The following is a 24,300-nucleotide window of genomic DNA, read 5'->3' as shown; positions in this document are numbered from 1 at the left end:
AGGAAAGTGAACTGATGACCGACACCACCCTGCCGCCCGGCGGCACCACCGACGACTCCGGCGGCGACCGCATCGAACCGGTCGACATCCAGCAGGAGATGCAGCGCAGCTACATCGACTACGCGATGAGCGTCATCGTCGGCCGCGCCCTGCCCGAGGTCCGTGACGGCCTCAAGCCCGTGCACCGCCGCCTGCTCTACGCCATGGGGGACGCGGGATTCCGCCCGGACCGCAGCTACGTCAAGTGCGCCAAGCCCGTCGCCGAGACCATGGGCAACTACCACCCGCACGGCGACACCGCGATCTACGACGCCCTGGTGCGTCTGGCCCAGCCGTGGTCGATGCGGTATCCGCTCATCGACGGCCAGGGCAACTTCGGCTCCCGCGGCGATGACGGCGCGGCCGCGATGCGCTACACCGAGGCGCGCCTCACGCCGTTGGCGATGGAGATGCTGCGCGACATCGACGAGGAGACCGTCGATCTCACGCCGAACTACGACGGCAAGACCCAGGAACCGACCGTCCTGCCCAGCCGCATCCCGAACCTGCTCATCAACGGCTCGGGCGGCATCGCGGTCGGCATGGCCACAAACATCCCGCCGCACAACCTGACCGAGGTCGCCGACGCGGTCTTCTGGGCGCTCGACAACCACGACGCCGACGACGAGTCGACGCTCGCGGCGTGCATGGAGCGCATCAAGGGACCCGACTTCCCGACGGCAGGACTGATCGTCGGCACCACCGGGATCACCGAGGCCTACACCACCGGCCGCGGCAGCATCCGGATGCGCGGCGTCGTCGAGGTCGAGGAATCCCGCACCGGCGCCACGACATTGGTCATCACCGAACTGCCCTACCAGGTGAACCCGGACCGGATGATCGTGTCGATCGCCGAGCAGGTCAACGACGGGAAACTCAAGGGCATCAGCAAGATCGAGGACCAGTCGTCGGATCGCGTCGGTATGCGCGTCGTCGTCACCCTCAAGCGCGACGCCGTCGCCAAGGTGGTGCTGAACAACCTCTACAAGCACAGCCAGCTGCAGACGAGCTTCGGCGTGAACATGCTGTCGATCGTCGACGGCGTGCCGCGCACGCTGCGACTCGACCAGATGATCCGCTTCTACGTCGCCCACCAACTCGACGTGATCATCCGACGCACCCGGTACCGGTTGCGCAAGGCCGAGGAACGCGCCCACATCCTGCGCGGCCTGGTCAAGGCGCTCGACGCCCTCGACGAGGTCATCGCGCTCATCCGCGCGTCGTCGAACACCGAGGAGGCGCGTGCCGGCCTGATCGGTCTGCTCGACATCGACGAGATCCAGGCCGACGCGATCCTGGCGATGCAGCTGCGACGTCTGTCGGCCCTCGAACGTCAGAAGATCATCGACGACCTCGCCGAGATCGAGCGCGAGATCGCCGACTACAAGGACATCCTCGACAAGCCGGAACGTCAGCGCGCGATCGTCCGTGACGAGCTGCGCGAGGTCGTCGACAAGTTCGGCGACGAGCGGCGCACCCAGATCGTGGCCGCCGACGGCGACGTGACCGACGAGGACCTCATCGCCCGTGAGGACGTGGTCGTCACCATCACCGAGACGGGGTACGCCAAGCGCACCAAGACCGACCTCTACCGCAGCCAGAAGCGCGGCGGGAAGGGCGTGCAGGGCGCCGGGCTGAAGCAGGACGACATCGTCGCCCACTTCTTCGTCTGCTCCACACACGACTGGATCCTGTTCTTCACCACGAAGGGCCGGGTCTACCGGGCGAAGGCCTACGAGCTGCCCGAGGCGAACCGCACTGCCCGCGGACAGCACGTCGCCAACCTCCTCGCCTTCCAGCCCGAGGAGCGCATCGCTCAGGTCATCCAGATCAAGGGGTACGAGGACGCCCCCTATCTCGTCCTTGCCACCCGAGGAGGTCTGGTCAAGAAGTCGCGTCTCACCGACTTCGACTCGGCCCGCTCGGGCGGGATCATCGCGGTGAACCTGCGCGGCGAGGACGAACTGGTCGGTGCCCGGCTGTGCAGCGCCGACGACGACCTGTTGCTCGTCTCCAAGCGGGGTCAGTCGATCCGGTTCTCCGCGACCGACGAGGCCCTGCGGCCGATGGGTCGGCAGACCTCCGGCGTCCAGGGCATGCGGTTCAACGACGACGACGAGTTGCTGTCGCTCAACGTCGTGGCCGACGACACCTACCTGCTGGTCGCGACCGCCGGCGGCTACGCGAAGCGGACCGCGATGTCGGACTACCCGGTGCAGGGCCGGGGCGGCAAGGGTGTGCTGACGATCCAGTACGACCGGCGTCGCGGTGACCTCGTCGGTGCGCTCATCGTCGACGACCGCAGCGAGCTGTACGCGATCACCTCCGGTGGCGGTGTCATCCGTACCCTGGCGAAGCAGGTCCGCAAGGCAGGCCGTCAGACCAAGGGTGTCCGCCTGATGAACCTCGACGAGGGAACTACCCTCTTGGCCATCGCCCGGAACGCCGACGAGCCCGACGAGGTCGAGTGACCGGACACCCGCACCGACAGGAGCGCACGTGAGCACACCCCGCGACCCCGACGGCCGGAACACCCCGGGCTCCTCCGTCCAGGACCGACCGGATCAGGATCGATCCGATCAGGCCCGGCCGGACGACCAGGGACGATCCGGACAGGCTCGGTCCGACGATCAGGGTCGGTCGGACGAGCAGGGGCAGCGCTCGAACCCGGGCACCGGCCCGGGGGGAGTCCCGCCGTGGCAGCGCGTCGGTGCCGCCCCGGTGAGCTCGCCCGGGCCGTCCCAGCAGCCGGGTCCCGGTGACACCACGCCGCCGGAGCCGCCGCGTCCGCAGCGACCGCTCGTGACCGGGAGTGCGGCACCCAAGCCGCCCGGTCAGGACGCCACGGTCCGAGCGCCGATCGCCAAGCTCGACAAGGACGGCGGGGTGCCGGCCGACGCGGCCGCGGGTCAGCCGGGCGCCGACCGTGGACGGAACTCGTTGACGGGCAAGATCATCGACGGACCGACCCGCAACATCGGTCGAAACCAGGTCCCGGAGGACCTGCCCGATCTCGACGCGATCCACCATCCGGCGACCGCTCCGACGGCGCGGTCTGCGGAGGCGTTCCCCGCGGCTCACCGGGGGCCTGTGCGTGCCGCGGTGCAGCTCCGCCGGATCGACCCGTGGTCGACGTTCAAGGTGTCCGCAGTGCTCGCGATCGCGCTCTTCCTCATCTGGATGATCGCGATCGGCGTGCTCTACGTGGTTCTCGACGGCATGGGCGTCTGGGACCAGATCAACAACTCGTTCGGTCAGCTGGTCTCCAGCGACAACACCACCGAGTCGTCGTTCGAGATCACCGCGGGCACCGTCTTCGGCATCGCCGCCGGCGTGGGCGCTCTGTACGTCATCGTGTTCACCGCGCTCACGACCGTCGGTGCGTTCATCTACAACATGAGCGCGGACCTGGTCGGTGGCGTCGAGGTCACCCTCGCCGACCGCGACTGACAGCCGTTTTGTCGCCGGTCCCGTGTGTCCGGTAGCCTCTGTCCGGTTGACCCACGAGGTTCACGGGCCTATAGCTCAGGCGGTTAGAGCGCTTCGCTGATAACGAAGAGGTCGGAGGTTCAAGTCCTCCTAGGCCCACAGGAGAGGACGGATCCACCATGCGGATCGCGGTTCTCACCGGTGCCGGTGTCGCACTCGTGGTGGTCGCGTTGATCGCCGAGTCGCGACGCAACACCCAGGTGTGGCACTCCCTCCCGAACCACCGGAGCTGATCCGGGCCGGGGCCTTAGCTCAGTTGGTAGAGCGCTGCCTTTGCAAGGCAGATGTCAGGAGTTCGAATCTCCTAGGCTCCACAACCGCCTCTCGGCGAACCTTCTCGTCACCGGATCGGTACCCGACCGCGACGAAGAACATCTTCCCCGTGTCATCTGTTCGACCGTAGCGTCACTCGTCGTGGCGAAGACGACGTCGGGCACGGTCGGGTCGTTGTCGGCGCTCGCACGGGGGACGCGCCGTCTGGCGCTGCTGGGGATCACGATCGTGGCGGTCGGCACGGCACCTGCTCCGACGGCGTCCGCCGCGGCCCTCGCCGACGTGCTGCGACAACCCTTTGCCGCCACCAGTGTCTGGAACACCCCGATCGGCACCGGGGCCCGCTATGTCCCCGCCGGCCTGCCGGCCGTGCCGCGGGGAGACCAGTGGGCGCCGATGCCCCAGGACGACGGCAATCACCTGATCTTCACCCCCGATGCCCCGTCGACGGCGGTCCACGCGTCCAGCGCGGGGTGGAGTGGTCGCAGCCGCTGTGGGACCGGGGGTCCGGTGTTGTTCTCCGCACCGATACCCCGCGACTACGTCGTCGGTACGTCGAACGAGAACGAGGGGGCCGCGATCCTCATGGCCGACGGGCGGACGCTGCGCGACGTCGTGCCGTTCGCGCGCTGCCGCGTCGGGAGCGCCGCCACGGCGATGGACACGAGCGGCCCGATCGACATCTACGGGGACGGGCTGTCGCGCCGGCCCGGGGGCGCGGGTCTGACCGGCAGTCCGGGCGGTGTGCTGCGCCTGGGTGACCTCGCGCCCGGCCGACCGACCGGCCCCCGCCATGCCCTGCGGGTGCTCGTCGACACCGCGCAGGTCCTGTTCCGGTGCCGTACCGAGGCGCAGTGCTTCCGCTGGCCGGCCGCGACGTCGGACGCGGGCTCGGTCGGCGGATACGGGACCCTGGGCAACAACCAGAACGCGGCGATGCGGATGGGGTCGCTGCTCGCCATCCCGGCGGATGTGGACCTGTCCCGGATGGGCCTGGAGACCGAGCCGGGACGGCAGCTGGCGTGGACGATGCAGAACTTCGGCGCCTACATCGCCGACTCGACCGGCGGGGCGTCGTTCGGGTTCGTGACCGAGCGTGGACCGGCAGGATCGTTCGCCGACCGCTTCGCCGCCGACCACGGCTACCCGTTCGCACAGCGCGTGCGCGACAACACACCGTGGGAACGTGACGTCCAGCGGATCATGGTGGCCCTGGCCGTCGTCGACGACAACGGGCCGACGTCGATCGGTGGCGGCGGATCACCGCGCGTCGCGCGCGCATCCCTGCCCGGTCGGTGACGCGGGGGCCGTCAGGGACGGGACGAGATCAGGAGCCCTGGCCGGCGATCGCCAGATAGACGACGAGACACAGCACCACCGTCGCGACGTAGGCGTAGCCGATCCACAGCGCCGCGGTCGCGAGCGGTTCGCCGTACTCCTTGCGGCGACGGATCTGACCGCGGGCGACGTGGCCGCAGACGATGCCGAACAGGGCGGTGACGCCGAGGAACGACAGGACCAGGGCGACGATCGACAGGATGTTCGTCGAGGGTTTCGGCGCGGCGGTCATCGAACTCGATTCCGGGTCGTCGGGGGCCGTGTCGTTCTCGGCCTGCGTGCGGCCGGGGGTGTCCGTGTAGACGGTCGTCGGACGCTCGTCGGGCGCGGGCCCCCGTCGCGGCGGTTGCTGTGAGTAGGCGAGCGATCCGCTGTCGCCGGGACGGGGCACCGACGCGGTCGGCGGGGCGGGCCGCGACCCGGTGTCCATCGGCCGGTGTGGCGGCGGTGCGGGACGCCCGGGCGGGGGCATCGGCCGCCCCGGCTGCTGCATGGGCCGACCGGGTGGCATCGACCGACCGGCCGGCGGGGGCCCGCCGGACGGACCCGCGTGGCGCGGAGCCTGCGGGGGACCACCGGGCGCGGACCGGCCGCCGGGCGGGCGGGTCATCTCCCCGCTCGGCGGGGGTGACGTCGGGCGATCGTCGGGATGCACGCCTGCAGGTTACTCGGGGGCGGGACCCGTCTCCGCGGCATCCGCCGTCGGGACGTCCTGGACGCGCGGCGGAGAGGGGGCGACGGGCGGCGGGGTGTGGGTGCGGCTGCGCACCACGACGACGGCGCCGACCGCGACCACGGCACCGATCGCGGAGACGCCGGCGACGGTGCGCAGCCGCGAGCGGCGACGCCGAGCCCGGCGTGCACGCGGGGTGGGTATCGGGCCCCCCGGAGTGCGATCGCGGCGTGCGGCGAGAACCCGTCGGGCGGCCAGCAGTCGCACCGGCGCCGACCAGGGGGTCAGCACACCGAGGGCCGTCGTGGCGACGGTGGTGGCCTTCGACATGTGTGCGCTCCGATCTCCGGCCGCGGCGGCGGGCCGCGGCATCGTGGGCACAAGCCTGCCAGGTCGTGCACGAATGGCACGATGGGGGAGTGAGCACACCACAGAAGACCGCGACCGCGACCCTGCACACGAACCGCGGCGACATCGTCATCGACCTGTTCGGCAACCACGCCCCGAAGACGGTGGAGAACTTCACCGGTCTCGCGAGCGGTTCGGCGGACTACAGCCAGCCCAACGCCTCGGGCGGCGACTCCGGTCCGTTCTACGACGGCTCGGTGTTCCACCGTGTCATCGACGGGTTCATGATCCAGGGCGGTGACCCGACCGGCACCGGCACCGGTGGCCCCGGCTACCAGTTCGGCGACGAGTTCCACCCCGAGCTGCAGTTCGATCAGCCCTACCTGCTGGCCATGGCGAACGCGGGCCCGGGGACCAACGGGTCGCAGTTCTTCATCACCGTCACCAAGACGCCGCACCTGAACCGCAAGCACACCATCTTCGGTGTCGTCGCCGACGACGCCTCCCGTGCCGTGGTCGACGCCATCGCCACCACCAGCACCGACCGTCGCGACAAGCCGCTCGACGCGGTCGTCATCGAGAAGGTCGAGATCAGCTGAACCAGCCGTACCCGCCGCCACCGTCCGCGCCGCGGACGGTGTGCGTGCGGCACCCCGACCGCCCGACCGGACTCGCATGCTCCCGGTGCGGGCGTCCGGCGTGCCCGGATTGCCTGACCCCCGCGGCGGTCGGTCAGCACTGCGTCGACTGCGTGCGCCAGGCGCGCGGGTCGACCCCCCGTGCGATGACCATCGGGACGACGCGCCCGCGCGCCACGTACGCGCTCATCGCCGTCAACGTCCTCGTCTTCGTGCTGACCGCGGCGCAGGCGCACGGGATCGGCAACGTGAACCCCGCGGATTCGCGGTTGTTCTACGACGGTGTCCTGTTCGGGCCGTTCGTCGGTCAGGGCGAGGTGTGGCGGATCGTCACGTCCGGCTTCCTGCACTTCTCGTTGATCCACATCGGCCTGAACATGTTCACGCTCTACATCCTCGGGCGGGAACTCGAGAGTGCCCTGGGCACAGCACGATTCGTCGGGATCTACGTGGTCGCCCTGCTCGGGGGGAGCGCAGCGGTGCTGGCGTTCAGCCCGGACGTGGCGGCCGCGGGCGCGTCGGGGGCCATCTACGGGGTGATGGGCGGACTGCTGGTGGCGGTGCTGCGCGCCAAGATGCCCGCCGGCCAGATCGTCGGACTGATAGTGATCAACATCGTCATCTCGGTGACGATCCCGAACATCTCGCTGTGGGCGCATCTGGGCGGCCTCGTCTTCGGCGGCGCTGCCACCGCCGGTGTGCTGATGCTCCCGGGTCTGGCACTCGCCGGCCGCACCCGCACCGCCCGATCGGTGTCCGGTGTGGGATGGGCGGCGATCGGCACGCTGGGCGTGCTCGCCGCGGCCATCTGCCTGCTCGTCAGCGCGTGACGCTCAGCGCGTGACGCGGAACCCAGCCGTCGCGAGGGCGTCGACGACGTCGTCGGGATGACCGCCGAGATCCCACCGTCCGAGGACCACCAACCTGTCGTCGGACAGGTCGAACTCCAGGGTCCGGACCTTCCGTCCGAGCCTCGCCGTGGACACCGCGCGGATACGGGTGATCTCCGACGGCGTGTACTCCGTCGCACCCCGCAGGGTCCGCAGCCGGATGAGAGAGGGCGCGACGACGAGGCGGGGGCGCAGGACGAGCGCGCCCGTCCCGGTCGCGATGAGCAGGATCGCTGCGACACCCATGATCACCGTGCCGGCCGGATCGGACAGTGACGCGACGGCTCCGGCCGCCAGCACGAGTCCCCCGACGATCAACGCGACGCCGGCAGGGCGCGGCGTCGACCAGCTCGTCACGCCGTGGGCAGAGTTGTCCACAGGCTCTGTCCACAGTGGGGACAAATGACACACATGTCATTCCCCAGGCTGGGGATGGATTCGGTGGTCAGCGCCACCGCATCGTCATCAACAGACCGGTGATCATGAAGCCGAAGCCGATCAGGAAGTTCCAGGCGCCCAGCGCGTACATCCAGTGCAGCACCTTGCCGTCGGCCCCGAGGCTGCTCGGTGTCGCGACGAGGTAGAAGACGATCAGCCAGGCCAGGCCGAGCAGCATCAGCCCCAACATGGCGCTGACGTAGATCTGGCTCGACGGGCCGACCTTCACCTTGACCGGCGTACGGCTCGCCGGGTTGATGGTGTAGTCGGTCCGCTTCCGTACTTTGGATTTCGGCATCGCTTCCTCACTGTGAACAGACGACTCCACGGTATCCCACCTGCACAGCGGCGGGTACGGTGTGGCGGATGAGCACGGTCCGCTCCGACACCGGCGCCGCGTCCCCGGCGGTCCTCGTCGTCGACAACTACGACAGTTTCGTCTACAACCTCGTCCAGTATCTCGGACAGTTGGGCGTCTCGGCCACCGTGTGGCGCAACGACGACCCCCGCCTCGACGACCTCGACGCCGTGGTCGCCCGGTTCGACGCGATCCTGCTGAGCCCGGGCCCCGGCACACCGCAGCGCGCCGGCGCGACGATGCCGATCGTCGAGGTCGCGGCCTTGACGCGGACCCCGGTTCTCGGGGTGTGTCTGGGTCACCAGGCGATCGGTGCCGCGTTCGGTGCGACCGTCGACCGGGCGCCGGAACTGTTGCACGGCAAGACCTCGACCGTCCACCACGAGGGCGACGGCGTCCTCGCGGGATTGGCGGATCCGTTCGTCGCGACGCGCTACCACTCGCTGACGGTCCTGCCCGAGACCATCCCCGACGAGCTGGTCGTCACCGGCCGGACGGAGAGCGGCATCGTGATGGCGATGCGCCACCGCGATCTCCCGATCCACGGTGTGCAGTTCCACCCGGAGAGTGTGCTCACGCAGGGCGGGCACCGGATGCTCGCCAACTGGCTGCGTCTCGCCGGCTACGACGTGCCGGAGTCGCTCGTCGCCGACCTCGAGCGGGCCATGGCGTCGGCGATCGCACCGGTCGCGTAGACCGTCGGCCGCCCGGTGCTCAGCCCGGGAGCAGACTCGCCTGCCCGACGGTGACCTCGATGGCCTGATCGTCGTTGACGACGCTGTCGGTCGGCGGCTTCTGTGCCACCACACGACCGGTGTCCGGGCTCCCCAGTCCCACGTTGCGCGGGACCTGGTTCAACGTCGTGTTCTTCCACCCGGCCGCGGTGAGGGTGTCCTCCGCCTGCTGGACCGTCTTGCCGGTGAGGTCCGGCATCCGGAACTGGTTGCCGCGGGAGACCGTCACCGTCACGGTGCTGTTCTCGTCGACCCGTGTGCCCGCGGTCGGCGTCGAGCTGAGCACGGTGCCTGCGGGTTGCTCGGAGTCGGCCTGCTGCGTCTGCATCTGCAGCCGCGCGTTCTGCAGCGTCGCACGTGCCTCGTCGGTGGTCTGCCCGGTGACCGTCGGTACCGACACCTGGCGGGGGCCGGTGCCGATCTGGATGGTGATCGTGGTGTTCACCGACTGCGACGTACCGCTCTGCGGCGCCAGCCCGGCCACCTTGCCGCGCAGGTCGTTCGTCGACGGGATCTGCGCCGACTTCACGTCGGTGAAACCCAGTTCCTTCAGGGCCCGTTCGGCGTCCTGGAGCGTCTGTCCGGTCAGGTCGGGGAGGTCCTGTCGCTGCGGTCCACTGGAGATGTACAGCGTCACCGCCGACCCCTTGTCGGCGCGGACGCCCTCGGACGGCGCCGTGCGGGTGACGCTTCCGGACGGGACGTCGTTGCTGGGCTCCTGCAGCGTGTTGACCTCGAATCCGGCGTTCTTCAACGTCGTCTGCGCCTGGGTCGACGTCATGTCGGAGACGTTGGGGATGGCGACCTGGTCGTCGTCGGCGGCCCACGGGCGCACCAGCAGCAGCGCGATCACGACCACGAGCACCGTCGCGAGAGCACCGAACGCGAGGACGCGTCGACCGGTGCGCCGCGGCGGTTCGTCGTCGGAGTCGGGTCGACGATGCGACGTCGGGCCCGCCCGGCCGGGGCGGTGACGCGCGACGGGTTCGATGATCCCGGTCTTGTCCTCGTCGGACAGCAGCATCGGTGCGCTCGGTCGTCCGCCGGCGAGGACCTTCATCAGGTCCGATCGCATCTCGCCCGCCGACTGGTACCGATTGGCGGGGTTCTTGCTCATCGCCTTGAGGACCACGGAGTCGAGCACGGAGGGGATCTCGCGGCGGATGCTCGACGGGATCGGGGGGTCTTCGCGCACGTGCTGGTAGGCGACGGCGACGGGGGAGTCACCGGTGAACGGCGGTTGGCCGGTGAGGAGTTCGAAGAGCACGCACCCCATCGAGTAGACGTCGCTGCGGGCGTCGACGCTCTCGCCCCGGGCCTGCTCCGGCGAAAGATATTGCGCGGTACCGATCACCGCGGAGGTCTGCGTCATCGAGCCGGTCGCGTCGGACATCGCACGGGCGATACCGAAATCCATCACCTTCACCGCGCCGGCGCGGTCGATCATCACGTTCGCGGGCTTCATGTCCCGGTGCACGATGCCGTTCTGGTGCGAGAAGTCCAGCGCCGCAGCGACATCGGCCATCCACGTCATCGCCTGACGCGGCGACACGTGGCCCTGGGCGCGCAACACGTCACGCAGGGTCTCGCCGTCGACGAACTCCATCACGATGAACGGAAGCGGGCCCTCGGGCGTCGTCGCCTCACCGGTGTCGTACACCGACACGATCGTCGGGTGGTTCAGGGCGGCGGCGTTCTGGGCCTCCCGCCGGAAGCGGAGGTAGAAGCTCGGGTCGCGGGCCAGGTCGGCCCGGAGCACCTTGATGGCCACGTCCCGGTGGAGCCGGAGGTCACGCGCGTGGTGCACCTCGGACATGCCGCCGAAGCCGAGCGTCTCACCGAGCTCGTAGCGGTCGGAGAGGTGACGCGGCGTGGTCATCAGTCACCTCTCTCGCTCGGACCGCCGGACGACCCCGGGACCGTGCTCTGACCGGCCAACGGCGTCGGGGTCGCCCTGCCATCGTAGTTCTGCCCGAGACCGGGGATCAGCGAGCCGAGGTCCGGCAGGAGACCGCCGGCCGTCGTCGTGGTGGTGGTGGTCTCCGGGGGCGTCGTGGTGGTCGTCGTCTCCGGCGGCGTGGTGGTGGTCGTGGTCTCCGTTGTCGTGGTGGTGGTCTCGTCCTGGGTGGGGGTGACCTCGGTCGTCCGGGTGACCGTCGACGGGGTCGTCGACGGTGTGGTCGACCCGTCACCGCTGCCGCTGGTGGCCAGCCAGTAGCCCACCAGCCCGAGCGCGGCGAGGAGCAGCAGGACGGCGACGGCCGCGAGCGCCTTCTGCCCGGCGGTCCACCCGTTGTCGGCCGGGGGCGGGGCCGCGGGGATCGGACGGCGCGAGGTGGCCGTCGGGGGCGGGGGTCCCGCGGGACGCGGGATCGGCGCCGACATCTCCCGTGTGTGCATCGGGGGCGGTGCCACCGGACCCACGCCGGCTCCCGGAGCCGGTGGACGTCGACCGGCCCGCACCGCGCTGACGGCGTCGGCGAACTCGCCGCCGTCGGCGTACCGCCGGTGCGGATCCTTGGCCATGGTGAGGGCGATGAGCTCACGGATCCCGCCCGGTAGTTCCGCCGGCAGCGGGGGAGGGGTCTCGCGGATGTGCTTCATCGCGACGGTGATCGCGCCGTCACCCAGGAACGGGCGCCGACCCGAGATCGACTCGTAGCCGACCACTCCGAGCGAGTACACGTCCGACGCGCTCGTCGCGTCCTCACCGAGGGCCTGCTCCGGCGAGATGTACTGCGCCGTACCCATCACCAGCCCGGTCTGGGTGACCGGCGCGGCGTCGACAGCCTTCGCGATGCCGAAGTCGGTGATCTTCACGCGTCCGGTCGGTGTGATGAGGATGTTGCCGGGTTTGACGTCGCGGTGGACCAGGCCGGCGGTGTGCGCGGCGTTCAGTGCCCGACCGGTCTGCTCGAGCATGTCCAGAGCGTTGGTCAGCGACAGTCGACCCAACCGGGCCAGGACCGCGTTGAGCGGTTCACCGTTGACCAACTCCATCACCAGGTACGCCAGCGCGGGACCGCCCTGGCGGTCCGGCGTCTCGCCGTAGTCGAAGATGCTCGCGATGCCCGGGTCGTGCAGCCGGGCGGTCGTCGTCGCCTCGATCCGGAAGCGCTGCAGGAACTCCGCGTCGTCGGAGAACTCCGACTTCAGCACCTTCACCGCGACCCGCCGGTCCAGCCGGGTGTCGAGGCCCTCCCACACCTGGCCCATGCCGCCGGTGGCGATCAGCCGCATCAACCGGTAGCGATCGGCGATCGTCGTCCCGCTCTGCAGACTCATCCGTGCCCCCTCTCCCCCGACCCGAACCCTGCGTCGAGCCCGCGGACCACGCCGCGGCTCACTGGTTGCCCCCGACCATCGCGTCGATCACCTTGCGCCCGATGGGCGCTGCCGACGATCCGCCGGTGGACTGGAGGCCGCGGTCGCCGTTCTCCACGATGACCGCGACGGCGATCTGTGCGTTGCTCGACGGTCCGAACGCGATGTACCAGGCGTACGGGGTCGTCGAGGCGTCGGAGGTCGCCGAGTGCTCGGCGGTGCCCGTCTTCGACGCGATGGTGACCGACGACCCGCCGGAGCCCGTGGTGTTCCGCTCGGAGTCGATCATCAGGCTGGTCAGCGTCGCGGCCGTCTGCGCCGAGATCGGCTCGTCGATGCTGTTCGGCGAGGTCGTGTACAGCGTCTTGAGGTCCGGGCCCTGCAGCTTGTCGACGAGGTACGGCTGCATGCGGACACCGCCGTTGGCGACGGTCGCGGCGATCATCGCGTTCTCCAGCGGCGTCATCCGCACGTCCCGCTGGCCGATCGCGCTCTGCCCGAGGGCGGCCAGGTCGGGGATGGGCCCGGTGGTGGAGCCGGCCACCGACATCGGGATGTCGGGGGTGTCGGAGTCGAGGCCGAACTTCGTCGCCGCCGACTTGATCGAGTCGATCGGGTTCGCCAGGCGCTGGGTGGCGAGCTGGACGAACGCGGTGTTGCACGAGTACTGGAACGCCTGGCGCAGGGTCACCTGACCGCCCGAGGCGTTCGGGCACGTCTCGCCGTCGTAGTTCGTGAGGTTGGTCGTGGTGTCCGGCAACGTGATCGAGCTCGACGAGGTGAGCCGCGTGGTGTCCGGGTTCACGCCCTGGGCGAGTGCCGCGGCGGTGGTGATCACCTTGAACGTCGACCCCGGGGGGTAGGTCTGGTCGATCGCGCGGTCGAGCATCGGCTGCGGCGAGGTGTCGGTGACATCGGGGGGATTCCACCGGTTCCACGCCGCCTCGCGCACCGCGGCGTCGTGGCTGGCGAGGAGGTTGGGGTCGTACGACGGCGTCGACACCATCGCGAGGATGGCGCCGGTCTTCGGCGCGATCGCCACCACGGAGCCGCGGCATCCGCCGTCGCACCCGGCGTTCATCGCGTCGTAGGCGACCTTCTGCAGGTTGGGCTTGATCGTGGTGACGACGTTGCCGCCCCGGGGATCCCGACCGGAGAACATGTCGAGGAAGCGCTGACCGAACAGACGGTCGTCGTTGCCGTTGAGCAGCGAGTCGTAGGCCTGTTCGATGCCGGCGCTGCCGTACTGGAACGAGTAGAAGCCGGTGACCGGTGCGAAGGCCGCGGCATCGCGGCCGGGGTACACGCGCAGGTACTTGAGGCGGTCGTTCGTCGGGACCGACTGCGCGATCACCGTCTGCCCGGCGGTGATCTGACCACGCTGCCGCGAGTACTCGTCGAGCAGGACGCGCTGGTTGCGGGGGTCGCTGCGGAGCGAATCCGCCTTGAACACCTGGACATACGTGGCGTTCGCCAACAGCGCGACCACCATCACCATGACGGCGACGACGACGCGTCGGATCGGGACGTTCACGCGCGCTTCACCACCTGGGTCTGTGCGGCCGCGACGGGCACCTGCCGGCGCTTGGACGTGTCGGGCTCACGGGCGGCGTTCGACACCCGCACCAGAAGCGCGACGAGGACGAAGTTCGCCAGCAGGGACGAACCGCCGTAGGACATGAAGGGTGTCGTCAGGCCGGTCAGCGGGATGAGGGTGGTGACGCCGCCGACGACGACGAACAGCTGCACCGCCATCGAGAACGACAGGCCCGTCGCGAGGAGCTTGCCGAAGCTGTCGCGCACGGTGATCCCGGTGCGCAGGCCACGCACCACCAGGATGAGGTACAGACCGAGGATGGCCGTCATACCGACGAGGCCGAGCTCCTCGCCGATGGTGGCGACGATGAAGTCGGTGTTGGCGAACGGCACGATGTTCGGGCGTCCGGAGCCCAGGCCGGTCCCGAACAGGCCGCCGGTCGCGAGGCCGAACAGCCCCTGACCGACCTGATACCCCTGACCGTAGAAATCGCTGAAGGGGTTCTGCCACACCTGGACCCGCACCTGCAGGTGGGGGAACAACTCGTAGGCGAGCACCGCGCCGACGGTGAACAGCACGGCACCGATGACCACCCAGCCGACACGTTCGGTGGCGACGTAGAGCATCACGAGGATCGTCGTGAAGATCAGGAGCGGTCCGCCGAGATCGTTGGCGAGCGCGAAGATCCCGATCGTCACGATCCACGCCGCCAACAGCGGCCCCAGGTCGCGGGCGCGCGGCAGGTCCATGCCGAGGAAGTGTTTCCCGGCGGTGGTGAACAGGTCGCGCTTGGACACCAACAGCGACGCCGTGAAGATGATGATGAGGATCTTCGAGAACTCGCCGGGCTGGATGTTGAACAGCGGCGTGCGGATCCAGTTCTTGGAGCCGTTGATCTCCGACAGCGACGCCGGCAGCAGGACGGGGATCGCGAGGAAGATCAGACCCGACAGGCCGAGGATGTAGCTGTACCGCGACAGGGTGCGGTGGTCGCGGACGAACACCAGGATCAGCGTGAACGCGATGATGCCCAGCACCATCCACACCAGCTGCAGGTCGGCGTTCGATGTCGACGCCGTCGTCTCGGCGGTCTCGCCGTTGCGTCCCGACCCCAGGTCGAGCCGGTGGATGATGACCAGCCCCAGGCCGTTGATGATCGCGACCAGCGGGAGGATCAGCGGGTCGGCGTAGGGCGCGAAGCGCCGGATGACGATGTGCGCGAACCCGTACAGCGCGACGAACACGACGAGGTACTTGCCGACGGCCCAGGTCAGCTCCTGCTCCTGGGCGGCCTCGACGTTGATCAGCGCAGCGGCCACCACGACGGACACCAGCGCGAGCAGCGCGAGTTCCGTCCGTCGTCCGGTGGGACGGCGGATCGGCCCGGAGGTGGGCACGGGTGTCACCGATTCCTGCGACATGTCAGTGCCCCCGACAGATCTTGCGGCCGCTGTCGTCGAAACGGTCGACACTGGTGTCGACGGTGGAGCTGGGAGCGGGCGACGAGGCGGGCGGGGCGCCGGGTCGGCCCGGGACGGTGGTCGTCGCCGGCGGCGGGAGCGGTGTCGCCGGGGTGGGTGACGGTGGTGTCGAGGACGGCACGGCGGTGCCCGTGGTCCCTGCGGCGGTGGTCCCGACCCCGCAGAGCGGGAGCAGCGACAGCAGGGTCACGTTCTGCTTCGCCTCGTCGAGGGGAACGCTCGGCTTGCTCGCGCGGACCGTGTTCTGGCTCGGCTGCGACAGGTCGGCGACGCGCAGCGGGGTACACGACGACTCGACCGCGTCGGCGTCGGCGAACGTGATGGTCGGTGTCGCCGAGGACGGGTCGCTCACACAGGCGGTGAGGCTGACCGAGTTCAGGGAGATGCCGAGCACGGAGCCCTGCATCCCGCGGTAGAGGACGACCTCGCCGTTGTGTTCGCCGACGTAGTAGTTGGACCGGATGATCGAGCGGGCGACGAATCCACCGGCGACGACGAGCACGATCAGGACGACGGCCACCAGGGCCCACAGCCACTTCCGACGCGGCCGGCGGTGCTCGACGACCTCCTCGGGCTCGACGGTGGGGCGACGGGGCGACTCCTTCGGCGGGCGCAGGGCCGCGGCACGGCCTGCCGACGTCGTCGGGTCGGGGGTGTAGTCGTCGTCGCCCTCGCCGGCCGCCCCGGCCCGGATGGGACGGTGATCGCCGTAGTCGACGTCGACGACGTCGGCGACCACGACGGTGACGTTGTCCGGCCCGCCGCCGCGCAGCGCCAACTCGATGAGGCGGTCGGCACAGTCGCCGTGGTCGGCCACCGAGGACATCGTGTCCGCGATGGTCTCCTCCGACACCACGTCGGACAGACCGTCCGAGCACAACAGGTAGCGATCGCCCGCGCGGGCTTCGCGGATGGTGAGTGTCGGCTCGACCTCGGTGCCGGTGAGCGCCCGCATGATCAGCGACCGCTGGGGATGGGTGTGCGCCTGCTCGGCGGTGATCCGACCCTCGTCGACGAGGGTCTGCACGAACGTGTCGTCGCGGGTGATCTGGTTGAGCTCGCCGTCGCGCAGCAGATAACCGCGGGAGTCACCGATGTGGCACAGGGCCAGCCGGTTGCCGGCGAACAGGATGGCGGTGAGCGTCGTGCCCATCCCGTCGAGTTCGGGGGAGCGGTCGACCTGGTCGGCGATGGCGGCGTTGCCGCTGCGGATGGCCGACTCGAGCTTGCCGAGCAGGTCACCGCCCGGTTCGTCGTCGTCGAGCGGTTGCAGGGCCTCGATGACGAGCTGGCTGGCGACCTCGCCGGCCGCGTGCCCGCCCATGCCGTCGGCGAGAGCGAGGAGACGCGCGCCGGCGTAGACGGAGTCCTCGTTGTTCGAGCGCACCAGTCCCCGGTCGCTCCGCGCGATGTAGCGCAGGACGAGCGTCACGGGCGCAGCTCGATCACGGTCTTGCCGATGCGGATCGGCGTGGCCAAGGGCACCTTCACCGCCGTCGTGACCTTTCCGCGGTCGAGGTAGGTGCCGTTGGTGGAGCCCAGGTCTTCCACGTACCAGTCGTCACCACGCCGCGAGATGCGGGCGTGCCGCTCGGAGGCGTAGTCGTCGGTGAGGACGAGCGTGGAGTCGGCGGCGCGCCCGATGAGAACCGGCTGCGCACCGAGGGTGATGCGGGTGTTGGCGAGTGCGCCGTGCGTGACGACGAGGTATCGCGCCGCGCCCTTCGCTCTCGGGGCACCGCCCGACCCCCGAACCGAGCGCTGGAAGCGGGGGACGGGTCGCTGACCGGTCGCGGCGAACACGTCGTTGCGGAGCGCACGGAGCACCGCCCAGACGACGAGCCACAGCAGGAGCAGGAACCCGAGGCGGGTCAACTGCAGCACGATGCCCTGCACAGCGGTTCACCTCCGTCGTGGGTGGTCGTGGTCCGGGGTCGCGTGGGCTGGGGTCGCGCGCAGCATCGACCCACGACGCCTGCGGCGACTCATGGAGTCACATCCTATGGGGGCGGGGCCGGGGCGTCGGTATCCGTAGGTGTCAGCTTCGCATCGCTTGCCCCGCGCGCGGGCGCGGACGTGTCACGTCCGCGCACCGGTCACTGGAAGCGGACGGTGATGTCGGAGTGGCCGACCCGGATGCGGTCACCGTCGGCGAGTTCCCAGCTGCTCACGGCGACATCGTTGACGGTGGTGCCGTTGGTGGAGTTCAGATCGTGCAGGAGGGCGGTCCGCCCGTCCCAGCGGATCTCCACGTGGCGACGGGACACGCCGGTGTCGGGGAGACGGAACTGTGCGTCCTGACCACGGCCGATGACGTTCGATCCGTCGCGCAGCGAGAACGTGCGGTTGGAACCGTCCTCGAGCACCAGCGTCACGCCGGTCGGGGCGTAGGTGGGCGCGGCCGTGGCCTGGCCGTATCCCTGCTCGTACCCGGCGGGCTGGTAGGCGCCCTGGTCGTAGGCGCCGCGGTCGTATCCGCCCTGGTAGGCGCCGCCGCTGCGCGGGGCGTAACCACCCTGGTCGTAGCCGCCCTGCTGGTAGCCCGCGTCGCGGTAGTCGGCGTCGGCGTAGTACCCGGCGTCACCCTGCTGGTAGCCGCGATCGGCCTCGTAGCCGCCACCCTGGTCGTAGCCCTGCTGGTCGTACCCGCCGGCCTGGCCGTAGCCGCCCTGCTGGTAGCCGGAGGGCTGGCCGTAGGTGCCCTGCTCGTGACCGCCGCGCTGGTCCCAGCCGCCCTGCTGGTAGCCGCTGTCACGGTAGCCGCGGTCGGCGTGACCATGCCCGTAGCCGGCGTCGCCGCCGTTCTGGTCGTAGGCGCGCGGGTCGTAGCCCTCGCCGCCGCCGTAGGCGTCGGGGCCCCGGCCGGCGTCGGAGTGTGAGCCGTGCTCGTAGGCGCGCTGGTCGTATCCGCCTGCGGAGTATCCGCCCTGCCCGTACGAGCCGGCGGCCTGACCGCCCTGGTCGTAGGCGCCCTGGTCCCACGAGCCCTGGTCGTGACCGGACTGGTCACCCTGCTCGTAGGAGCCCCGGTCGTACTCGCGGTCGTCGTATCCGCGGCGCGAGTCGTGTCCTGGGTTCTGCGTCATGGGAAGCACTCCTGGTCTGGGATGGGCGGTGGCGTTCGCGGGCGGCGGGACAGGGGAGCCGATCGGTCGCAGGGTGGCATCCGGGTCGACTCGACCGCGTGCCCGGAACTGGCCGGTGTGCAGAGACGGCGACTGTTCGAACTCGACGACGACCTCGCCGTACGTCTGCCACCCGTTGTCTCGGATGAAGTGTTCGAGATGACGCGAGAACGTCTTCCGATTCAACTCGTGTTCGGAGGTCAACTGGTCGTGATCGGTGGAACTGACGACGACGGTGTAGGCGTTGGGTGCGAGCGCGCCGCCGTCACCGAGATCCTCGACGGAGTCCTCGGCCTCCCGCTGCAGCGCGTTCTCCACCTCCTGCGGGGCGACCTTGCCGCCGAAGACGCGTGCGAAACCGTCGTCGACGGCCCCTTCGAGCTTGCGTTCCAGCCGCTGCAGAATCCCCATGTCGGGACACCTCCCTCCACGTCGTCAGCGTGTCACCGTGCATTCTGCGCGGTTTGATGATAGCGATCGAGCAGGCCAATCGTGCCATCGTGTCATCAACCGTCTCGTCTGTCACACCGACTCCCTGCCGGGACGCGACCCGACGGAGCCCGCGCGATTTATCCCGCTGCGGCCCTGCGTGTTATCGTCGTCGACGTTCGTCTCCCAGACGGACATGCCGGTCCGGACCTCGTCCGGGCTTGTCACGGGCGAGTGGCGGAATGGCAGACGCGCTGGCTTCAGGTGCCAGTGTCCTTCGGGACGTGGGGGTTCAAGTCCCCCTTCGCCCACCCACACACCCACCGGGCACACTCTCCCCGTGGGTTTCGACGTCACCGAGTACACGACAGTGCTCATCACGCTCCTGGTGATCATGGACCCGCCGGGCCAGATCCCGATCTTCCTGAGCCTCGTGGGCGGGCAGACGCCGGCGGTCCGCAATCGGGCCGCATTCCAGGCGCCGGCGGTGAGCCTGCTCGTCATCTCCACGTTCGCCATCGGCGGGAAGTTCATCCTCGCCTACCTCCACATCGGGGTCCCCGCGCTCCAGGGGGCGGGCGGCCTTCTTCTCCTGCTGGTCGCCCTGCAGCTGCTGACGGGCCTCGGGAACGCGTCGAACCCGCGTGCCGCCGACGGGGTGAACGTCGCACTGGTCCCTCTGGGCACGCCGTTGTTGGCCGGCCCGGGTGCGATCGCCGCGGTCATCGTGGCCGTCTCGCAGGCCCACAGCGAGGCCGGCACCTACCTCGCCATCGGGGCGGCGATCGTCACCGTCCACCTCGTCCTGGCGACGGTGCTGCGTTTCTCCACCGTCCTCATCCGCATCCTCGGCGTCGGCGGCGTCACGCTGCTCGCCAAGATCGCCGGCCTGTTGCTCGCCGCGATCGCGGTCCAACTGATCGCCAACTCGATCATGGGGTTCGCCGCCGCGGCCTGACGGCGCGGATGAGCGATCGGAGAACAGCTGTTGTACGTCGTTCAGTCGAACGACTCCTCACCTTCTTCAACAGCCGCTATGATCGCTTCTGGATAACGAACAGCGCACGGAGGCGTTTCGGGGGTCTCGCCCGACGTGCTCGTCTTGACCTGTGGGCGACGACGACGGAGAGCGACGTGAGCGAACTGGGTGACATCCCGGGCGATGTGCAGGGCGGCCCCGTCGTCAACGCCGTCGTCGGACTCCCGGACGGCAGGGGCATGTGCGTCGAGACGCGCACCGTCGGGGAGACCGCGATCGAGATGATGGCCGCCGACGGACACGTCGTCCGCATCACCGTGCGAGCCGGCGGCGAGATCGTCGTCGCGACCGACGGGCTCGACCGCTCCGGCCATGTCGTCACCGTCGACGTCGACGGTGCTGTCCAGCCCGCCGCCATCTCGGCGCACTGACACTGCGCCACCCCCGCCGCCCGGTCGGGCGGCAGGGGCCTCGGCGGCTCACGGCTTCAGCGGGTGACGAATCCCTGCGAGATCAGCCAGTCCCGCGCGACCACCGCGGGTTCCTTGCCGTCCACGTCGACCTCTCGGTTCATGGCGGTGATCGCGGCGTTGGTCAGCTTGTCCGACACCGGGGCCATCACCCGGGCGATGTCCGGGTTGTCCATCGCGAACTTCTTCCGCATCACGATCGCGGCGTTGTAGTTCGGGAAGAACTTCTTGTCGTCGACGAGCACCTGGAGGTCGAGAGCCTGGATCCGGCCGTCCGTGGTGAAGACCTCACCGAAGGCGCACTGCCCGCTGGCGGTCGCGGAGTAGATGATGCCGGTCTGCAGGATCGACACCTGCGCTCGCGTCACCGGGAACCCGTACGCCTGCGCCATCCCGGGGAAACCGTCCTGGCGCGAACGGAACTCGGTCTCCAGGCAGGTCTTCGCGGCACCCGGGTCGCGGTTGACCAGCGCCGCGTAGTCACTGAGCGTCTTCACGCCGGTGCGCGCGACCGTCGCCTTGTTCGCCGCGAGGGCGTAGGTGTTGTTCATCGGCGCCGGGGCGGTCCACACGAGACCGTTCTTCTTGAGGTCCTCGTCGCGCACCGCCTCGAACTGCTTGCGCTCGTCGGGGATCGGCTTCTCGTTGCCGAGGTAGTTGATCCAGCCGGTACCGGTGTACTCGTAGGTGATGTCGACCTGACCCTCGATCTCCGAGTCCCGCGTGGACCGCGAGCCGACGATGCTGGTGAGGTCGCGGACGTCGGCGCCCGCGGCCATCAACGAGAACTCGATGATGTAGCCGAGGATCACCTGCTCGGTGAACTCCTTGGACCCGACGGTCACCTTCACGCCCTCGAGCGCGGGGATGGGTTTGATGGAACCCGGTTGCACGGTGAACGGCGGGGTGCTGCCGGACGCCAACCCGCAGGCGGCGGTGACCGCGACCATCAACCCCGTGAGGGACAGCAGCACAGCGTTTCTCGTGCGACGCGGCAGGGAGGACATGCTCATGCTCCGCGGTGAACCGCTCATACCCTCAGCCCCTTCGGTCCGAGCCAGCGTTCGGCGAGGGCGCCGGCCCAGTCGACCAGGAGCGCGAGGCACGCGGCGAGCACGGCGCCCAGGACGAGAGCGACGTTGTCACGCAGTTTGTAACCGGTGTCGATGAGGATCCCGAGTCCGCCGGCGTCGACGAGGAAGCTCAGTGTCGCGGTGCCGACGGCGAGCACCAGTGAGGTGCGCAGTCCGGCGAGGATGTACGGGATGGCGAGGGGGAACTCGAGTCGCCACAGGATGGCGAGCTTCGACATGCCCTGTCCCCGACCGGCATCGATCACCGAACGGTCGACGCTCGCGTAGCCGAGAAGAGTGTTCGCGAGCACCGGGAGCAGTGAGTAGATCGCGATCGGGATGACACCGATCCAGAAACCGGTGGTCGCGGTCCAGAGGAACAACAGCACCAGCAGGCCGATGGCCGGGGTGGCCTGACCGATGTTGGCGATGGCGATGGCGATGGGCGAGAACCGCACGACACCGGGGCGGCTCAGTGCGGTTCCCAGGGGTACCGCGATCGCCACGACGATGGCGGCCACCACGATGCTGATGAGGAGGTGCTGCCAGACCAGGTGCGCCAGGTTGGACGGGTTGATCGTCTCCTTCTGGGTGGCGGTGAGGTTCTGCGTGAACGCCCACGCGATCACCGCGACGGCGACGGCCAGCACCACGAGCGGCTGGACGAGCAGTCGGACACGGCCCTCGGTGTCGACGTCGGCGCCCCGACCCGCCGTTGTGGTCGCCGTCATGCCGGCTCGCCGGCTGTCTCCACGCGCAGGTCGCGGATGGCCGACATCAAGGTCTCGATGACGACGACGCCCTCGTACCGGCCGTTGCGGCCGGTGACGATCGCGGAGACGCAGCCGGTGGAGAGGATGGCCTCGAGCGCCTGCTGGAGAGTCGACGACATCGACACCAGGTCGGTGGGTACGCCGACGTCACGCAGGTTCGTCGCGGTGCGGAGGTGGTGGTCACGGACCCATCGGACGGGGCGATCGCGGTCGTCGACGATGACGCCCCAGTTGTCGTCGGAGGCGTCGATCGCCCGCGCGAGCTCGTCGACGGGGTCGCTCTCGTGCGCGCTGGGTCGCTGTTCCAACGAGACGTCGCGGACACGCTTGAGACCGAGCTGCTGGAGGAGCGCGCCCTTGCCGACGAAGCCCTCGACCATCTCGGTGGCCGGGTTGGCCAGGATCGCCTCGGGGGTGTCGTACTGCTGGATCGACGACTGGTCACCCAGGACCGCGATCCGGTCACCCAGTTTCACGGCCTCACCGAAGTCGTGCGTGACGAAGACGATGGTGGTGCCGATCTCGGCGTGCAGCCGGATCAGCTCGTCCTGCAGTGACGCGCGGGTGATGGGGTCGACGGCGCCGAACGGCTCGTCCATCAGCAGCACCGGCGGGTCCGCGGCGAGCGCCCGGGCGACGCCGACACGCTGCTGCTGACCGCCGGAGAGCTGGCGTGGGAACCGGCGCGCGTAGATCGCGGGGTCGAGTCCCACCAGCGACAGCATCTCCTCGACGCGGGCGGAGACGCGCTTCTTGTCCCACTTCAGCAGCCCCGGGACCAGCGCGACGTTCTGCTCGATCGTCATGTGCGGGAACAACCCCGCCTGCTGGATCGAGTAGCCGATGGAACGGCGGAGTTCGTTGGCGGGGATCGACAGTGCGTCGCGGCCGCCGATCATGATGGAGCCCGAGGTGGGTTCGATGAGCCGGTTGATCATCCGCATCGTCGTGGTCTTGCCGCAGCCCGACGGGCCGACGAAGACGACGATCTCGCCGGCGTCGATCGTCATGGTCACGTCCTCGACGGCCGACTTCTGTTGGCCCGCATACCGCTTGCTGACGTGGTCGAGGACGATCTCGACGCCGGTCGACTCCGTCGACGAGGCCGTCGCCGACCTCTCCTGCACTCCGGTCATGCTGCGAGTCCCTTCGACGTGGTGAGTCGACCGATGATCTGGTAGATCGCGTCCAGGAGGAGCGCGAGCACGACGATCAGGATGGTGCCGGTCAGGGCCATGGGGATGGCGGTGGGACTGCCGATGCGGGCGAGTCCCGAGAAGATGAGGTTGCCCAGGCCGGGCCCCTTGGCGTAGGCCGCGATCGCGAGGATGCCCATCGCCATCTGCGAACTGACGCGCATGCCGGAGAGCACCGACGGCCACGCCAGCCGCATCTCGACCCGGTACAGCGTCTGTATCCGACTCATCCCGGTACCGCGCGCCGCGTCGACCAGGGCCGGGTCGACGGAGGTGAGTCCGACGATGGTGTTCCTGATGATCGGCAGCAGCGAGTACAGGACCAGCGCGATGATGCTGGGCGTCACGCCGAGGTGGAAGATCGGGATCAACAGCCCCAGGAGCGCGAACGAGGGGATGGTGAGGATCGCCGACGACAGGGAGTTCGCCAGGGAGGCCGCGGTGGCGTTGCGGTAGGTGAGCACCGCGATCGCGACGGCGATGAGGGTGGCGAGGATGACGCTCTGCACCACGGCGCTGACGTGTTGATAACTGTCGAACAACAGTTGGCGCCGGTGGTCGGTGAAGTAGTTCCAGACGTTGTCCAACGGGCCCTCCTCACACTCGACTGATGGCCCGTGCGACCGCCACGCCGTGGTCTCGACGGGCCGTTGCAGTTCGGTCAGTATGCGCGAATCGGTTGGCCATCGCCCGAC

At 69.4% G+C, this 24,300-nt stretch carries 23 protein-coding genes and 3 tRNA genes; 11 read left to right on the top strand and 15 right to left on the bottom strand.

What is annotated here, in order from left to right; genetic code table 11:
- The first annotated feature begins 14 nt into the window (after positions 1 to 14).
- The 5 genes from gyrA to ACXVUM_RS07175 all read left to right on the top strand — a co-directional run bounded on the left by gyrA (position 15) and on the right by ACXVUM_RS07175 (position 5,100).
- A complete protein-coding gene (gyrA, locus tag ACXVUM_RS07195; RefSeq protein ID WP_458521144.1) occupies positions 15 to 2,510 on the top strand; it encodes a DNA gyrase subunit A in 2,496 nt (831 codons plus the stop codon).
- 28 nt (positions 2,511 to 2,538) lie between these two features.
- Positions 2,539 to 3,489, top strand: coding sequence for a DUF3566 domain-containing protein (locus ACXVUM_RS07190; protein ID WP_458521143.1), 951 nt, complete (start codon positions 2,539 to 2,541; stop codon positions 3,487 to 3,489).
- Positions 3,490 to 3,553: 64 nt separating this feature from the next.
- Positions 3,554 to 3,627 (top strand) — tRNA-Ile (locus ACXVUM_RS07185).
- A 142-nt stretch (positions 3,628 to 3,769) separates the two neighbouring features.
- Positions 3,770 to 3,842 (top strand) — tRNA-Ala (locus ACXVUM_RS07180).
- A 100-nt stretch (positions 3,843 to 3,942) separates the two neighbouring features.
- A complete protein-coding gene (locus ACXVUM_RS07175) occupies positions 3,943 to 5,100 on the top strand; it encodes a hypothetical protein (RefSeq protein WP_458521142.1) in 1,158 nt (385 codons plus the stop codon).
- Positions 5,101 to 5,128: 28 nt separating this feature from the next.
- Here ACXVUM_RS07175 and ACXVUM_RS07170 read toward each other — a convergent pair whose 3' ends face one another.
- Both ACXVUM_RS07170 and ACXVUM_RS07165 read right to left on the bottom strand, forming a co-directional pair.
- Positions 5,129 to 5,632 (bottom strand): DUF4190 domain-containing protein, encoded by a 504-nt coding sequence (locus ACXVUM_RS07170; protein ID WP_458521141.1) that lies wholly within the window; start codon positions 5,630 to 5,632, stop codon positions 5,129 to 5,131.
- A 171-nt stretch (positions 5,633 to 5,803) separates the two neighbouring features.
- Positions 5,804 to 6,142, bottom strand: coding sequence for a hypothetical protein (locus ACXVUM_RS07165; RefSeq protein ID WP_458521140.1), 339 nt, complete (start codon positions 6,140 to 6,142; stop codon positions 5,804 to 5,806).
- 89 nt (positions 6,143 to 6,231) lie between these two features.
- On the opposite strand from ACXVUM_RS07165, the gene ACXVUM_RS07160 reads away from it, so the two are divergent.
- Both ACXVUM_RS07160 and ACXVUM_RS07155 read left to right on the top strand, forming a co-directional pair.
- A complete protein-coding gene (locus ACXVUM_RS07160; RefSeq protein WP_458521139.1) occupies positions 6,232 to 6,759 on the top strand; it encodes a peptidylprolyl isomerase in 528 nt (175 codons plus the stop codon).
- Between the two features lie 185 nt (positions 6,760 to 6,944).
- The gene (locus ACXVUM_RS07155; protein WP_458521138.1) at positions 6,945 to 7,628 is read left to right on the top strand and encodes a rhomboid family intramembrane serine protease; all 684 of its coding nucleotides are present in this window, start codon (positions 6,945 to 6,947) and stop codon (positions 7,626 to 7,628) included.
- A gap of 3 nt (positions 7,629 to 7,631) precedes the next feature.
- On the opposite strand, the gene ACXVUM_RS07150 is transcribed toward ACXVUM_RS07155, so the two are convergent.
- Entirely contained in the window at positions 7,632 to 8,066 is a 435-nt protein-coding gene (locus ACXVUM_RS07150) for a PH domain-containing protein (RefSeq protein WP_458521137.1), read from the bottom strand.
- Positions 8,067 to 8,133: 67 nt separating this feature from the next.
- A complete protein-coding gene (gene crgA, locus ACXVUM_RS07145) occupies positions 8,134 to 8,424 on the bottom strand; it encodes a cell division protein CrgA (protein WP_458521136.1) in 291 nt (96 codons plus the stop codon).
- A 68-nt stretch (positions 8,425 to 8,492) separates the two neighbouring features.
- On the opposite strand from crgA, the gene ACXVUM_RS07140 reads away from it, so the two are divergent.
- Positions 8,493 to 9,179 (top strand): aminodeoxychorismate/anthranilate synthase component II, encoded by a 687-nt coding sequence (locus ACXVUM_RS07140; RefSeq protein WP_458521135.1) that lies wholly within the window; start codon positions 8,493 to 8,495, stop codon positions 9,177 to 9,179.
- A gap of 19 nt (positions 9,180 to 9,198) precedes the next feature.
- Here the strand turns inward: ACXVUM_RS07140 and pknB are convergent, their stop codons facing one another.
- The 7 genes from pknB to ACXVUM_RS07105 form a co-directional block, all read right to left on the bottom strand.
- Positions 9,199 to 11,097 carry a Stk1 family PASTA domain-containing Ser/Thr kinase gene (pknB, locus tag ACXVUM_RS07135; RefSeq protein WP_458521134.1) on the bottom strand — a complete coding sequence of 633 codons (1,899 nt, stop codon included), beginning with the start codon at positions 11,095 to 11,097 and terminating at the stop codon, positions 9,199 to 9,201.
- Positions 11,097 to 12,503 carry a protein kinase domain-containing protein gene (locus tag ACXVUM_RS07130; RefSeq protein WP_458521133.1) on the bottom strand — a complete coding sequence of 469 codons (1,407 nt, stop codon included), beginning with the start codon at positions 12,501 to 12,503 and terminating at the stop codon, positions 11,097 to 11,099. The genes pknB and ACXVUM_RS07130 overlap by 1 nt, the downstream gene beginning before the upstream one ends.
- A 58-nt stretch (positions 12,504 to 12,561) precedes the next feature.
- Positions 12,562 to 14,076: a peptidoglycan D,D-transpeptidase FtsI family protein gene (locus ACXVUM_RS07125; protein ID WP_458521132.1), complete on the bottom strand. Its 1,515-nt coding sequence runs from the start codon at positions 14,074 to 14,076 to the stop codon at positions 12,562 to 12,564.
- A complete protein-coding gene (locus ACXVUM_RS07120) occupies positions 14,073 to 15,500 on the bottom strand; it encodes an FtsW/RodA/SpoVE family cell cycle protein (RefSeq protein WP_458521131.1) in 1,428 nt (475 codons plus the stop codon). Before ACXVUM_RS07120 ends, ACXVUM_RS07125 begins: the two co-directional genes overlap by 4 nt.
- 1 nt (position 15,501) lies before the next feature.
- On the bottom strand, positions 15,502 to 16,992 hold the full coding sequence (locus ACXVUM_RS07115; RefSeq protein WP_458521130.1) for a PP2C family protein-serine/threonine phosphatase: 1,491 nt from the start codon (positions 16,990 to 16,992) through the stop codon (positions 15,502 to 15,504).
- The gene (locus ACXVUM_RS07110; RefSeq protein ID WP_458521129.1) at positions 16,989 to 17,456 is read right to left on the bottom strand and encodes an FHA domain-containing protein FhaB/FipA; all 468 of its coding nucleotides are present in this window, start codon (positions 17,454 to 17,456) and stop codon (positions 16,989 to 16,991) included. Before ACXVUM_RS07110 ends, ACXVUM_RS07115 begins: the two co-directional genes overlap by 4 nt.
- 200 nt (positions 17,457 to 17,656) lie before the next feature.
- Complete coding sequence (locus ACXVUM_RS07105; RefSeq protein WP_458521128.1) at positions 17,657 to 19,096, bottom strand: DUF3662 and FHA domain-containing protein; 1,440 nt, start codon at positions 19,094 to 19,096, stop codon at positions 17,657 to 17,659.
- Between the two features lie 246 nt (positions 19,097 to 19,342).
- Here ACXVUM_RS07105 and ACXVUM_RS07100 point away from each other — a divergent pair.
- From ACXVUM_RS07100 to ACXVUM_RS07090, 3 genes are all read left to right on the top strand, one after another.
- Positions 19,343 to 19,425, top strand: a tRNA-Leu gene (locus tag ACXVUM_RS07100).
- A gap of 29 nt (positions 19,426 to 19,454) precedes the next feature.
- Entirely contained in the window at positions 19,455 to 20,072 is a 618-nt protein-coding gene (locus tag ACXVUM_RS07095) for a MarC family protein (RefSeq protein WP_458521127.1), read from the top strand.
- A gap of 176 nt (positions 20,073 to 20,248) precedes the next feature.
- The gene (locus tag ACXVUM_RS07090) at positions 20,249 to 20,524 is read left to right on the top strand and encodes a hypothetical protein (RefSeq protein WP_458521126.1); all 276 of its coding nucleotides are present in this window, start codon (positions 20,249 to 20,251) and stop codon (positions 20,522 to 20,524) included.
- Positions 20,525 to 20,580: 56 nt separating this feature from the next.
- On the opposite strand, the gene ACXVUM_RS07085 is transcribed toward ACXVUM_RS07090, so the two are convergent.
- From ACXVUM_RS07085 to ACXVUM_RS07070, 4 genes are all read right to left on the bottom strand, one after another.
- Positions 20,581 to 21,513 carry a glycine betaine ABC transporter substrate-binding protein gene (locus ACXVUM_RS07085; protein WP_458522810.1) on the bottom strand — a complete coding sequence of 311 codons (933 nt, stop codon included), beginning with the start codon at positions 21,511 to 21,513 and terminating at the stop codon, positions 20,581 to 20,583.
- Between the two features lie 80 nt (positions 21,514 to 21,593).
- Positions 21,594 to 22,367: an ABC transporter permease gene (locus ACXVUM_RS07080; protein WP_458521125.1), complete on the bottom strand. Its 774-nt coding sequence runs from the start codon at positions 22,365 to 22,367 to the stop codon at positions 21,594 to 21,596.
- Entirely contained in the window at positions 22,364 to 23,545 is a 1,182-nt protein-coding gene (locus tag ACXVUM_RS07075) for an ABC transporter ATP-binding protein (RefSeq protein ID WP_458521124.1), read from the bottom strand. The genes ACXVUM_RS07080 and ACXVUM_RS07075 overlap by 4 nt, the downstream gene beginning before the upstream one ends.
- Entirely contained in the window at positions 23,542 to 24,192 is a 651-nt protein-coding gene (locus ACXVUM_RS07070; protein ID WP_458521123.1) for an ABC transporter permease, read from the bottom strand. Before ACXVUM_RS07070 ends, ACXVUM_RS07075 begins: the two co-directional genes overlap by 4 nt.
- Positions 24,193 to 24,300 lie beyond the last annotated feature (108 nt).

It is taken from the genome of Williamsia sp. SKLECPSW1, from assembly GCF_054332755.1.
The sequence above is the reverse complement of the archived record's forward strand: the minus strand, read 5'-3'. Positions and strand labels throughout refer to the sequence as shown.